Source organism: Kitasatospora sp. SC0581, assembly GCF_048159585.1.
Classification (GTDB): Bacteria; Actinomycetota; Actinomycetes; order Streptomycetales; family Streptomycetaceae; genus Kitasatospora.
Genome location: NZ_JBLRWA010000019.1, coordinates 1 through 13501, shown reverse-complemented (window position 1 = coordinate 13501; position 13501 = coordinate 1). Strand labels below are relative to the sequence as shown.

The 13501-nt window shown below is 72.5% G+C and carries 6 protein-coding genes; 2 read left to right on the top strand and 4 right to left on the bottom strand.

The annotated features are described in order from the left end of the window. Positions 1 to 237: 237 nt before the first annotated feature. The 3 genes from ACLWS4_RS25090 to ACLWS4_RS25080 all read right to left on the bottom strand — a co-directional run bounded on the left by ACLWS4_RS25090 (position 238) and on the right by ACLWS4_RS25080 (position 8502). Entirely contained in the window at positions 238 to 2913 is a 2676-nt protein-coding gene (locus tag ACLWS4_RS25090) for an FtsK/SpoIIIE family DNA translocase (protein ID WP_117489687.1), read from the bottom strand. 148 nt (positions 2914 to 3061) lie between these two features. After that, positions 3062 to 3700, bottom strand: coding sequence for a response regulator (locus ACLWS4_RS25085; RefSeq protein WP_049659044.1), 639 nt, complete (start codon positions 3698 to 3700; stop codon positions 3062 to 3064). Between the two features lie 293 nt (positions 3701 to 3993). Beyond that, a complete protein-coding gene (locus tag ACLWS4_RS25080; protein WP_074005718.1) occupies positions 3994 to 8502 on the bottom strand; it encodes a hybrid sensor histidine kinase/response regulator in 4509 nt (1502 codons plus the stop codon). A 573-nt stretch (positions 8503 to 9075) separates the two neighbouring features. Here ACLWS4_RS25080 and ACLWS4_RS25075 point away from each other — a divergent pair. Then, on the top strand, positions 9076 to 11637 hold the full coding sequence (locus ACLWS4_RS25075) for a SpoIIE family protein phosphatase (RefSeq protein ID WP_049658769.1): 2562 nt from the start codon (positions 9076 to 9078) through the stop codon (positions 11635 to 11637). 314 nt (positions 11638 to 11951) lie between these two features. Beyond that, positions 11952 to 12515 (top strand): GPR1/FUN34/YaaH family transporter, encoded by a 564-nt coding sequence (locus ACLWS4_RS25070; protein ID WP_416875271.1) that lies wholly within the window; start codon positions 11952 to 11954, stop codon positions 12513 to 12515. An 8-nt stretch (positions 12516 to 12523) separates the two neighbouring features. Here ACLWS4_RS25070 and ACLWS4_RS25065 read toward each other — a convergent pair whose 3' ends face one another. Beyond that, positions 12524 to 13369 carry a phosphatase PAP2 family protein gene (locus ACLWS4_RS25065; RefSeq protein WP_416875270.1) on the bottom strand — a complete coding sequence of 282 codons (846 nt, stop codon included), beginning with the start codon at positions 13367 to 13369 and terminating at the stop codon, positions 12524 to 12526. Positions 13370 to 13501: the final 132 nt, after the last annotated feature.

Below are 13501 nucleotides of genomic sequence, written 5' to 3'. Positions count from 1 at the left end.
AGGGGCGCGGGCGGATCGTTTCTCAAGCGGAACGGGCCGAATGCGCGCGCCCGGTCCGACCGGGGTCCGGCACGGCGCTGACGAACCGTCAGCGGAGCCGTGCGGGGGGAGCCCGGCGGTCGCTTTCCGCCGTGTGACGCGGCGTACGGACGTTCGGTTCCCCACACGGCGCCTACCCTCCTCCGAACGAGTGACACCTCGGTCAGGACACGGGCCGCCGGCCCCGGGGGTCGACCGTCAACCCCGAAGGGTGATCAGCACCCCGTCCAGCTCCTCCGGCTTCACCAGCACGTCGCGGGCCTTGGAGCCCTCGCTCGGGCCGACGATCCCGCGCGACTCCATCAGGTCCATCAGCCGGCCCGCCTTGGCGAAGCCGACCCGGAGCTTGCGCTGGAGCATCGAGGTGGAGCCGAACTGGGTGGAGACCACCAGCTCGGCCGCCTGGACCAGCAGGTCCAGGTCGTCGCCGATCTCCTCGTCGATCTCCTTCTTCGGCCCGGCCCCGACCATCACGTCGTCCCGGTAGACGGCGCTCAGCTGGTCCTTGCAGTGCTCCACCACCCTGGCGATCTCCGCCTCGGTGACGAACGCGCCCTGCATCCGGATCGGCTTGCTCGCGCCCATCGGCAGGAAGAGCGCGTCGCCCTTGCCGATCAGCTTCTCCGCGCCGGGCTGGTCCAGGATGACCCGGGAGTCGGCCATCGCGGAGGTTGCGAAGGCCAGCCGGGACGGCACGTTGGCCTTGATCAGGCCCGTGACCACGTCCACCGAGGGCCGCTGGGTGGCGAGCACCAGGTGGATGCCGGCCGCGCGGGCCAGCTGGGTGATCCGGACCACCGAGTCCTCGACGTCGCGCGGCGCGACCATCATCAGGTCGGCCAGCTCGTCGACGATCACCAGCAGGTACGGGTACGGCCTCAGCTCGCGCTCGCTGCCGAGCGGCGGGGTGACCTTGCCGGCCTTCACGGCGGCGTTGAAGTCGTCCACGTGCCGGAAGCCGAACGCCGCGAGGTCGTCGTAGCGCATGTCCATCTCGCGCACCACCCACTGGAGGGCCTCGGCGGCCTTCTTGGGGTTGGTGATGATCGGCGTGATCAGGTGCGGGATGCCCTCGTACGCGGTCAGCTCGACCCGCTTGGGGTCGACCAGCACCATCCGCACCTCGTCCGGGGTGGCCCGGGCGAGGATCGAGGTGATCAGGCAGTTGATGCAGGAGGACTTGCCGGCGCCGGTCGCACCGGCCACCAGGATGTGCGGCATCTTGGCGAGGTTGGCCATCACGGTGTGGCCCTCGACGTCCTTGCCCATGCCGACGACCATCGGGTGCGTGTCCTCGGCGGCCGTGCGCGAGCGCAGCAGGTCGCCGAGGTTGACCATCTCGCGGTCCCGGTTGGGGATCTCGATGCCGACCGCGGACTTGCCCGGGATCGGGCTGATGATCCGCACGTCCGGGCTGGCCACCGCGTACGCGATGTTCTTGGCGAGCGCGGTGATCCGCTCCACCTTGACGGCCGGGCCGAGCTCGACCTCGTAGCGGGTGACCGTCGGGCCCCGGGTGAAGCCGGTGACCTTGGCGTCCACCTTGAACTCGGCGAAGGTGCCGGTGAGCTGGGCGACCACCTCGTCGTTGAGGGCGCTGCGGGCCTTGGCCGGGCCGCCGCGCTCCAGCAGGTCGAGCGAGGGCAGCGCGTAGGTGACGCCCTCGCCGAGCTGGAGCTGCTCCATCCGCACCGGCGCCGCGCCGTGCTCCTCGGGCGCGCCCGGCCCGCCGCTGCGGGCGGCCGGGACGGCGGCCTCCTCCGGCGGGGCGGTGCGGTCCTGCACCTGGTGCATCATGTCCGCCACCGCGGAGGAGGCGGGCACGCCGTAGACCAGCGCGCCGTCCAGGTCGGCGGCCGCGCCGGCGGCGAGGTCGCGGGTGGCGTACGGGTCCAGCGGCTCCTTGTCGAGGGAGATCCGCTCGGCGTCCTCCGGCTCGTCGGTCTGCTTGCGCCGGCGGCGGCGCCGGCGGGCGGCCACCTCGTCCGAGGGGTCGTCACTGCCGGTGTCCACGGTGAACGGCAGCGCGTCGGGGTCGGCGTCCTCCGGCGGGTCGGTGGACAGCTCGCGCTCCGGCGTGCGCCCCCAGAGCTGCTCGTCCTCGGGCCCGGGCTCGACCACGCCGAGCCGTATGCCGACCCCGCGCACCCGGTCGCCGATCCGGTTGATCGGGGTGGCGGTGACCACCAGCAGGCCGAAGAAGGCCAGCAGCAGGAGCAGCGGCACAGCGAGCGCCGGTCCGGCGGCGGCCATCATCGGGGTGGAGACGGCCCAGCCGATGATCCCGCCGGCCGCCCGTATCCGGGAGGCGCCGCTGCCCATCATGGGCGCGCCGCAGCCGATGTGGACCAGGCCGAGGACGCCGACCAGCAGCGCGCTCAGCCCGATCATGATCCGGCCGTTGGCCTCCGGCAGCTCCGGGTGGCGCCAGAGCCGGATCGCCATCGCGGCCAGCAGGAACGGCACCAGCACGTCGAGCCGGCCGAACAGCCCGGAGACCACGGCGGTGGCGCCCTCGCCCAGCCAGCCCTGCGGGCTGAACCAGGTGCCGGCCGCGGTCACCAGCGCGAGCCCGAACAGCAGCAGGCCCACGCCGTCCTTGCGGTGGGCCGGATGCAGGTTCTTGGCCCCGTCGCCGAAGCCCCGGAAGATCGCGCCGATCGGGCTGCCCAGGGCGTTGAGCGTGCCCATCAGCACCGACCTGGACGGCTTCGGCGGGGGCGGGGCCTGCTTGGCCGCGGCCTTCTTCGCGGGGGCCGCCTTCTTCGCCGCCGCCTTCTTCGCGGGCGGCTTGCCCGGGGCCTTCGCCGCGGCCTTCCTGGACGCTCCCGGACTCGTCTTACGTGCTGCGTTCCCGGGCGTGCGAGTGGCCATGGGTCAGCAGCCTACCGGGGCGGGCGACCAGTGCACATGTGCCCGAGCCCGGGCGCCCGGACGTGTCGCAGACACACCGTCACCCTGACCGGGATTCACCCGGTCGCAGCACACCGGACCACCCGGACGGGTGAACGCCGACCGCGGGTCAGGAACTGCCCGGACGCATCGCGTCCAGGGCCCGGCGCAGCCCCGCGAGCTTGCGCTCCAGGTGCGCGGCGGTGGCGGCCACCCCGGCGTCCTCGCCCCCGTCCAGCTGCTTGCCGAGCGCCTCCGCCTGCTCCTCGACCGCCGCCAGCCGCGCGGACAGCTCGCCCAGCAGCGCCCCGCCGAGGGCCTGCTCGCCGCCGCCCTCCTCCAGCTGCAGGCGCAGCAGCGCCGCCTGCTCCTTCAGCTGGCAGTTCTTCGCGTACAGGTCGACGAAGACGGAGACCTTGGCGCGCAGCACCCACGGGTCGAAGGGCTTGGAGATGTAGTCCACCGCGCCGGCCGCGTAGCCGCGGAAGGTGTGGTGCGGACCGTGGTTGATCGCGGTCAGGAAGATGATCGGGATGTCCCGGGTGCGCTCCCGGCGCTTGATGTGGGCGGCCGTCTCGAAGCCGTCCATCCCCGGCATCTGCACGTCCAGCAGGATCACCGCGAAGTCGTCGGTGAGCAGCGCCTTGAGCGCCTCCTCACCGGAGGCCGCGCGCACCAGCGTCTGGTCCAGCGCCGAGAGGATCGCCTCCAGCGCCAGCAGGTTCTCCGGTCGGTCGTCGACCAGGAGGATCTTGGCCTTCTGCATCAGGGCTCGCCCTCCTGTCGCCTGCCTGCCGCCCGGTGCAGGCACCCGCGTACTGCCCACCGCTACCCCGGTCATGCTAGCCGCACCCCCTCGCCCGGCACATCGCCCCGTCGTGACCCGATCCGGGGCGGCGCGCAGTCAGTGCTCCGGCGCACGCTCACCAGCGTGTTGCCGTCCGGTCACTGTTCGCAACGATCGGTGACCCTACCGGGTTCCCGGGCCCGACCGCCAGCAAACCGGCCGACCGACCGGCGTGAACCCCGGGGCCCGGGCCGGGGTTCACGCCTCCCCCCGGGTCACGCCCGGTCGCCGCTCAACCACTCGTGCATGACCGACAGCAGGTGGTCGGTCTCCACCGGCTTGGTGATGTGGTCGGTGGCGCCCGCCTGCAGCGACTTCTCCCGGTCGCCCTTCATCGCCTTGGCGGTCAGCGCGATGATCGGCAGGCCGGCGAACTGGGGCATCCGGCGGATCGCCTCGGTGGTCGCGTAGCCGTCCATCTCCGGCATCATGATGTCCATCAGGACCAGCGCCACGCTCTCGTGCTGCTCCAGCATCTCGATGCCCTCGCGGCCGTTCTCCGCGTACAGGACGGTCAGGCCGTGCTGCTCCAGCACGCTGGTGAGGGCGAACACGTTGCGGACGTCGTCGTCCACGATCAGCACCTGCTGGCCGTCGAAGCGGCGGCCGCCGCCGGCCGGGCGGGGCGGTACGGGCTCCACCGTCCGCGGGCCGGCGGCGCTCTCCAGGGCGGCGCTGCGCCGGCGCTCCACCGCGCCGCGGCGGCGCTCCTCGGCCAGTTCGCGGACCTCCTGGGCCCAGTGGTCGGCCGGGTTCTCGCCGACCGGCACCGGCAGGCCCACCGGGGTCACCCCGACCGAGGCCCGCGGCGCCAGGCTGCCCGGAGCGCCCTGGCGCGGGTCGCCGACGGGCTCCGGGGCCTCGGTGCGCAGCGGCAGGTAGAGCGTGAAGGTCGAGCCCTTGCCCAGCTCGCTCTCGGCGTGGATCTCGCCGCCGAGCAGCCGGGCGATCTCCCGGCTGATGGACAGGCCGAGGCCGGTTCCGCCGTACTTGCGGCTGGTGGTGCCGTCGGCCTGCTTGAACGCCTCGAAGATCTCCCGCAGCTTGTTGTCGGGGATGCCGATGCCGGTGTCGGAGACCGAGAAGGCGATCAGCTCGTCGTCCGGGCCCTGGATCGAGCCGGACTCCAGCAGCCGCTCGCGCACGTGCTGCGGGACCTCCCGGCCGGCCTGGCGGATCGAGAAGTCGACGGCTCCGGCGTCGGTGAACTTCACCGCGTTGGAGATCAGGTTGCGCAGCACCTGCTGGAGCCGCTGCTCGTCGGTGTGCAGGGTGACCGGCAGGGCGGGCGAGACCCGGACGGCGAAGTCCAGGTTCTTGTCCAGCGCGACCGGCTGGAAGGTGGCCTCGACGTAGTCGACCAGCTGGACCAGGGCGATCCGGGCCGGGCGGACGTCCATCTTCCCGGCCTCGACCTTGGACAGGTCGAGGATGTCGTTGATCAGCTGGAGCAGGTCGGAGCCCGCGCCGTGGATGGTGTCGGCGAACTCGACCTGCTTGGGCGAGAGGTTGCCCTCGTTGTTGTCGGAGAGCAGCTTGGCCAGGATCAGCAGCGAGTTGAGCGGGGTGCGCAGCTCGTGCGACATGTTGGCGAGGAACTCGCTCTTGTACCGGGAGGCCAGGGCGAGCTGCTCGGCGCGCTCCTCCAGGACCTGCCGGGCCTCCTCGATCTCGCCGTTCTTGATCTCGATGTCGCGGTTCTGCTGGGCGAGTTGCTCGGCCTTCTCCTGCAACTCCTCGTTGGTGCGCTCCAGTTCCTCCTGGCGGGCCTCCAACTCGGCGGACCGCATCGAGAGTTCGGCGGTCAGCCGCTGGGACTCCAGCAGCAGGCCCTCGGTCTTGGTGTTGACGCTGATGGTGTTGACGGTGACGCCGATCAGGTCGGCGATCTGGTTCAGGAAGTCCAGTGCGACGGTGGTGAAGGAGCTGAAGGTGGCCAGCTCGATCACGCCCAGCAGCCGGCCCTCGAACAGCACCGGCAGCACCACGATGTGGGCCGGGGAGGCCTCGCCGAGGCCGGAGGCGATCTTCAGGTACCCGGGCGGCGCCTCCTTGAGGATGATCGCCCGCTTCTCCACCGCGGCCTGGCCGATCAGCGACTCGCCGGGCCGGAAGGTGGTCGGCATCGCCCGCCGCTGGTAGCCGTAGCTGCCGATCAGGCGCAGCACGGTGTCGTTCTCGTCGTCGTCCTCGGTGATCAGCTCGGCGGTGCGGCCGGCCGGCTGGGCGAGGAAGAAGGCGCCGTGCTGGGCCGAGACCACCGGGGTCAGCTCGGTCATGATCAGCGAGGCGACGGCCTCCAGGTCCCGGCGGCCCTGGAGCAGGCCGGAGATCCGGGCCAGGTTGGTCTTGAGCCAGTCCTGCTCCTGGTTGGTGCGGGTGGTCTCGCGCAGGTTGGCGATCATCTGGTTGATGTTGTCCTTGAGCTCGTCGAGCTCGCCTGCGGCGTCCACGTCGATCCGCAGGCTCAGGTCGCCCCTGGTGACCGCGGTGGCGACCTGGGCGATCGCGCGCACCTGCCGGGTCAGGTTGTTGGCCAGTTCGTTCACCGACTCGGTGAGGTCCTGCCAGGTGCCGTCCACGCCGGGTACCCGGGCCTGGCCGCCGAGCCGTCCGTCGGTGCCCACCTCGCGGGCGACCCGGGTGACCTCGTCGGCGAACGCGGAGAGCTGGTCGACCATGGTGTTGATGCTGGTCTTGAGCTGGAGGATCTCGCCGCGCGCGTCGACGTCGATCTTCTGCGAGAGGTCGCCGCGGGCCACCGCGGTGATCACCAGCGCGATGTTCCGCACCTGGCCGGTGAGGTTGTTGGCCATCAGGTTGACGTTGTCGGTCAGGTCCTTCCAGATGCCGGCCACGCCCGGCACGCTCGCCTGGCCGCCCAGGGTGCCGTCGGTGCCGACCTCGCGGGCCACCCGGGTGACCTCCACCGCGAAGGAGGACAGCTGGTCGACCATGGTGTTGAGGGTCGCGGCGAGCGCCGCCACCTCGCCCTGCGCGTCGATCGCGATCTTCTTGGAGAGGTCGCCGCGGGCCACCGCACCGGCGACCTCGGCGATGTTGCGCACCTGTCCGGTCAGGTTCGACGCCATGAAGTTGACGTTGTCGGTCAGGTCCTTCCAGATGCCCGACACCCCGCGCACCCGGGCCTGGCCGCCCAGGATGCCCTCGGTGCCCACCTCGCGGGCCACCCGGGTCACCTCGTCGGCGAACGCCGACAGCTGGTCGACCATGGTGTTGACGGTCGTCACCAGCTCCAGGATCTCGCCCCGGGCGTCGACGGTGATCTTCTTGGAGACGTCGCCGCGCGCCACCGCCGTGGTCACCTCGGCGATGTTCCGGACCTGGCTGGTCAGGTTGTTGGCCATCAGGTTGACGGAGTTGGTCAGGTCCTTCCAGATGCCGGCCACGCCGGGCACGCTGGCCTGGCCGCCGAGGATGCCCTCGGTGCCGACGTCCCGGGCGACCCGGGTGACCTCGTCCGCGAAGGCGCCCAGCTGGTCCACCATCGTGTTGATGGTGTTCTTCAGCTCCAGGATCTCCCCGCGCGCGTCCACCTGGATCTTCTGCGACAGGTCGCCCTTGGCGACCGCGGTCGTCACCTGGGCGATGTTGCGCACCTGATCGGTGAGGTTGTTCGCCATGAAGTTGACGTTGTCGGTCAGGTCCCGCCAGACCCCGGCCGCCCCGGGCACCTGGGCCTGACCGCCGAGCCGCCCCTCGGTGCCCACCTGGCGGGCCACCCTGGTCACCTGCTCGGCGAAGCCGGAGAGCTGGTCGACCATCGTGTTGATGGTGTTCTTCAGCTCCAGCATCTCGCCGCGCGCGTCCACCTCGATCTTCTGCGAGAGGTCCCCGCGCGCCACCGCCGTGGTCACCTGGGCGATGTTGCGGACCTGGCCGGTCAGGTTGTCGGCCATGAAGTTCACCGAGTCGGTCAGGTCCCGCCAGACCCCGGCCACGCCCGGCACCTGGGCCTGACCGCCGAGCCGGCCCTCCGTCCCCACGTCCCTGGCCACCCCGGTGACCTGCGCGGCGAACCCGTTCAGCTGGTCCACCATCGTGTTGACGGTGTTCTTCAGCTCCAGCATCTCGCCGGCCACCTCGACGGTGACCTTGCGGGACAGGTCGCCCTTGGCGACCGCCGTGGTCACCTGGGCGATGTTGCGGACCTGGGCGGTCAGCCGGCCCGCCATGGTGTTGACCGAGTCCGCCAGGTCCTTCCAGCTCCCGGACACGCTGCGGACCTTGGCCTGGCCGCCGAGCTTGCCCTCGGTACCGACCTCGCGGGCCACCCGGGTCACCTCGTCGGTGAACTCGGAGAGCTGGTCCACCAGCCCGTTGACGGTCCGCCCGATCTTCAGGTACTCGCCGCGCAGCGGGTGGCTCACCCCGTTGCTGTGCAGCGAGCGCAGCTCCATCTTCTGGTCCAGGTCGCCCTCGGCGATCGAGGTGAGCACCCGGCCCACGTCGGCCATCGGGCGGGCCAGGTCGTCGATCAGCGCGTTGCAGTTGTCGACCGCCGCCATCCAGGCGCCCTCGCCCGCGCCGGTCTCCAGCCGCTCGTTCAGCCGGCCCTCGCGGCCCACCGCCCGACGGACCCGCGCCAGCTCACCGGTCAGGTGCTGGTTGCGCTCGGCGACCTCGTTGAAGACCGCGGCGATCTCGGCCAGCGGCCCGTCCCCGGGGACGGTCAGCCGGCGGCGGAAGTTGCCGTCCCGCATCGCGGTCAGCGCCGACAGCAGCTTGCGCAGCTCGGCGGGCTCCGCGCCACGGTTGTGACTCACCCGCCGACCGGCCGCGTTCCGCGGCGCGGCCCCGGGGCGCCCACCGCGCGGGGCGGGCGGCGTCGTTCCGGTTGCGTCCTTGGTGGCCGAACTCAACGGGCCCCTCCCACATCGTGAACTGTCCGGTGACCGACCCGTGCCGGTGCGGCACGCACCCGGGCACCGGCCCGGTCGGGCTGCGTACCGGCGGCCCGCGGCGCGCCGGCACCCCGACGACCGTACTGCTCCCACCGGCCGTCGCGGACCCCCCAGTCTGGCAGCACCGGCACCGGGTGAAGGGCCGGTTGCGCTCGGTTCGTACCGCACCGTCCGAAACAGGTGGGCAGAATCACCCTCTGGTGCCAGTTTCGACTCCCCGCCCCCACGGGGAACCAAGCGGAAAGTAGGGTGGAGCGCTGCACCGGGCCACGGCCCGACCCAGCGCCGCCGCTCACCCCGACGGCGCGCACGGGGAGTCGGCGCCGCGCCCCCGGACAGCCAGGGCAAGAGCAGCAGAGGAGAAGTGGCAACGTGGTCACCGCGCGCGCAGCCGCCACCTTCGACCCCGACGGCCGGTCCGCGGCCGCCGCACGGGGCTTCGTCCGGGACGCGCTGCTCGGCTGGGGGCTGCCCGAGGTCGTCGACGACGCGGTCGTGCTGGTCAGCGAGCTCGTCACCAACGCCGTCGTGCACGCCGGCACCGCCGCCGAGGTCTGCTGCCTGCGCGAGGAGGAGAGCGTCCGGATCGAGGTCACCGACCACCACCCCGAGCGCGGCCTGCCCTCGCTCGGCGACGGTCCGGTCGTCGACTCCGACCGCTACGCCGACCCGGACGGCGAGGGCGGCCGCGGCCTGCTGATGTGCTCCGCCCTCGCCGAACGGTGGGGCGTCGAGTACGCGGCCGGCCGCAAGACCGTCTGGTTCCGCCTCGCCCTGCCCGTACACGTGTCCGGCACCCGCTACGCCGTTCCCGCGACGCCCGGCAGCGACCTGCCCAGCGGTCCGGGCCCGGTGCACGTCGCCGTCGTCCAGCTCGACGAGGACGGCCGGGTGCTGGCCTGGAACCCGGACGCCGAGGCGCTCTTCCAGCACCCCGCCGCCGCCGTCCTCGGCCGTCCCTGGGCCGACCTCGCGGTCTGGCCGCAGGCCCCCGCCCGCGGCCTCGGCCTGACCGACACCCTGCGGATGGCCCGCTGGGAGGGCGGCTACGGCGTCCGCCGCCAGGACGGCCGCGAGGTCGAGGTGTACGGCGTCCAGGTCCGGCTGCGCGACACCGAGGGCGTCCCCTCCACCCTCTGCCTGCTCGTCCTCGAACCCGACCGCGCGGTGCTGCGCTCCCCCGCCCGCGCCCTGCCCGGCGAGCGCCCCGACCCGGCCGGCCCCCGGCTCGACCTGCTGGCCGGCCCGGTCGCCACCGACGACCTCGACACCCTGCTGCAGCGCACCGTCGAACGCGCCCGCGACCTGCTCGACGGCGACGCCGCGTACCTGCTGCTCACCACCGACGACGAGGCCGAGTTCGAGGTCCGCGCCGCCACCGGCCTCACCTCCGGGCACCGCCGGCACGCCCGCTTCCCGGTCGGCACCGGCAACCGCTACGACTCCGCCCGGCTGCCCTCCGTCCACGAGGACCTCGCCACCCGGCCCACCGGCCTGCCGCTGCTGTCCGACAGCGGCATGCGCTCCCTGATCACCGTCCCGCTCAAGGTCGAGGGCCGGCTGATCGGCTCGCTCGGCATCGCCGCCGCCGTGCCCGGCCGCTACGACAACGAGGACGCGCTGCGCCTCCAGTTCGCCGCCGACCGGGTCGCCCTCGCCGTCGAGAGCACCCGGCTGACCGAGCTCGAACAGCTGCGCCGCGGCTCGCTCTCCTTCCTGGTCGAGGCCTCCGACCTGCTGGCCGGCACCCTCGAACACGAGCAGACCCTCGCGCTGATGGCCCAGATGGCCGTCCCCACCCTCGCCTCCTGGTGCGCCGTCTACACCACCGCCGACCACTCCTCCCCGGCCCGGCTCGCCTTCGTCCTGCACGAGGACGAGGACCGCATCGACCCGCTGCGCGCCCTGCTCGACAAGACCCCCGTCCCGGAGGCCGGCCCCTCGCACGGCGTCCGGTTCTGGACGGCCCCCGCCGAGACCGCCGAGGCCGGCGGCCTCACCGACGGCCCGGACCTGGCCGGCCTGCTCGGCGAGACCGTCGTCCTCGCGCTGACCGCCCGCAACCGCGTCATCGGCCTGCTGGTGCTCGGCGTCCCGGCCGGCGTCCGGTTCCGCCAGGAGATCCTCGAACTCGCCGAGGACCTCTCCCGCCGGGCCGCCCTCGCCCTGGACAACTCCCGCCTCTACTCCGAGCGCACCGCCACCAGCCAGGCCCTCCAGCGAAGCCTGCTCCCGCCGGACCTGCCGGAGATCCCCGGCGTCGAGGTGGACGTCTACTACCAGGCGGCCGGCGAGGGCAACGAGGTCGGCGGCGACTTCTACGACCTGTTCACCATCCGCGAGGGCACCTACGGCTTCGCCATCGGCGACGTCTGCGGCACCGGCCCCGAGGCCGCCTCGGTCACCGGCCTGGCCCGGCACTCACTGCGGCTGCTCGCCCGCGAGGGCCTGGACGCCCCGCAGGTGCTGCGCCGGCTCAACGCGGCCATCCTGGACGAGGGTTCGCGCAGCCGCTTCCTCACCCTGCTCTACGGCGAGCTGACGCCCCTTCCGGACGGCAGCACCGAGCTCTCCCTGGTCTGCGCCGGCCATCCGCTGCCGCTGCGACTGCGCACCGACGGCCAGGTCGACCGCGCCGCCACCCCGCAGCCGCTGCTCGGCGTCATGGACGACCTCGACCTCACCGCCGAGCGCCTGGTGCTCGCGCCCGGCGAGGTCCTGCTCTGCGTCACCGACGGGGTCACCGAACGCCGCGAGGGCCGGCGGATGCTGGGCGACGACGGCCTCGCCGAGGTGCTCACCGGCTGTACCGGGCTGACGGCCGGAGCGGTCGCGGCTCGGGTGCAGCGCGCGGTCGAGCGCTTCGCCCCGGAGCCGCCGTCCGACGACATGGCGATCCTGACCCTGCGGGTTCCCACCCGGCGTCAGGTGTGAGCGGTCATCCGCTGACGCAGTCACAAATTGTTATATTCACAATGGTACAAGCGCGTTCGGCCGGGTAGACCGATCCCACCGGGGAATCCCCCGGCCGGGACGTGACCGGCGGCTCTCCGCCGGCCCACCACGTCCGCCGGCCCATCACCTTCGACCGCAGCCGCGCACGCTCACAGCCGTGCGCCCTCGGCGCGGTCGCGCGCGGCCCTCATCCCCACTCCTTCTCTCCACCTCTGCACTCCTCTCCGCACTCATCCGGACGACACCACAGCGTCACTGCGCCCTGCGCGCGCCCAGAGTGAAAGGAGCCTCCGGTGAGCAACGAAGCTACCGGGGCAACGAACGCCCGCTCCACCGGAGCCGACGCGGGTAACCTCGGCTACCTCGCGCTCGGTCTCACACTGCTCGCCTACGGCCTGCTCTCCACCGGCGTCCTGCACGGCGCCGGAGTCGGGAACGCGGCCGACCTCGCCCTCCTCCTCGGCGGCGTCACCCTCTTCATCGCGGGCCTCTGGCAGCTCCGCGGCGGCGAGGGCTTCACCGGAACCGCCTTCACCAGCCTCGGCGCCTTCTGGGCGGCCTGGTCCGCGGCCGGCGGAGCCGGCAAGAACGCCGCCGGCCTCTTCCTGCTGCTGTGGGCCCTGCTCGGCCTCACCCTGACCGCCGCGAGCTGGGGCGCCGGCCTGCTCGGCCGCGCCGTCTACGGCCTGCTGACGGTCTCCCTGGTGCTCTCCGCCGTCGCCAGCTTCGGCAGCTACGGCGGCCTGGCCAAGACCGGCGGCTGGATCGCGGCCGCCTCCGGGCTCGCCGCCTGGTACCGGGCCACCTCCGCACTGAGCAACGGCTCCTGGGGAAAGCTCGCCCTGCCGGTCAAGTGACCGTCGGTTCAGCCCACCTGCTCCAGCCGCTCCTCGGCGGCGCTGAGGGGCCGGACCTCCGTCCCGGCGGAGGCCCGGCCCCGGCGCCGTGCCGCCACCGTCAGCACGGCGTAGGCCAGAAGCAGGATCGCCACCGCCACGATGCCGTCCAGCCAGAAGTGGTTGGCCGTCACCACGACCACGGCCACCGTCAGCACCGGGTGCAGCACCATCACCCATCGCAGCGAACTGCGCGACACCCGGATCACCGCGACTGCCGCCAGCACGCACCAGGCGACGTGCACCGAGGGCATCGCCGACAGCTGGTCGGCCACCAGCACACCGCCGACCGCGCCGCCGTACACCGACTGCCCGTACTGGGCGGCCACGTCGACGAAGCCGCTCTCCGGGAGCATCCGCGGCGGCGCCACCGGGATGAACTGCACCAGCAGACAGACCGCGGTCGCGATCACCACCGTGTTGCGCACCCACGCGTAGCGCTCGCGGTGCCGCACGAACACCCAGAGCAGGACGCCTAGCATCACGGCGAAGTGCATGGCCGCGTAGTAGTAGTTCGCCAGCCTCACCAGCACCGGGTACGGCGTGACCGCCTTCTGCCAGGAGGCCTCGTCCGGCAGTCCGATCACCTGCTCGGTGTGGTGGATCCAGCTCGCGCGGTCCAGCGCGTGGTCCGTACTCATCACCGAGAGGTGCCCGACCAGCTGCCAGAGGGCGAACAGCGCCAGCAGCGTGCCGGCCTCCCGCAACAGCGCGGACAGCGCCGGCTTCCGGCCCTTCGCCGCGGCGTACGCGCCCGCGTAGAGGCCGACGGAGACGGCCCCGGCGGACTGCCAGGTCAGGGTCAGGTTCTGCATTGGCAGAGGGTAACGCAAAAAGCCCCTTCCCGGATGGGAAGGGGCTTTTCGGAATAATTGTTCGGCGGCGTCCTACTCTCCCACAGGGTCCCCCCTGCAGTACCATCGGCGCTGTAAGGCTTAGCTTCCGGG

What these genes read in the sequence shown, in the direction of transcription:
- ACLWS4_RS25090 (WP_117489687.1), bottom strand. Translation starts at nt 2,913, where the DNA reads ATGGCCACTCGCACGCCCGGGAACGCAGCACGTAAGACGAGTCCGGGA.
- ACLWS4_RS25080 (WP_074005718.1), bottom strand. Translation starts at nt 8,502, where the DNA reads ATGCGGGACGGCAACTTCCGCCGCCGGCTGACCGTCCCCGGGGACGGG.
- ACLWS4_RS25065 (WP_416875270.1), bottom strand. Translation starts at nt 13,369, where the DNA reads ATGCAGAACCTGACCCTGACCTGGCAGTCCGCCGGGGCCGTCTCCGTC.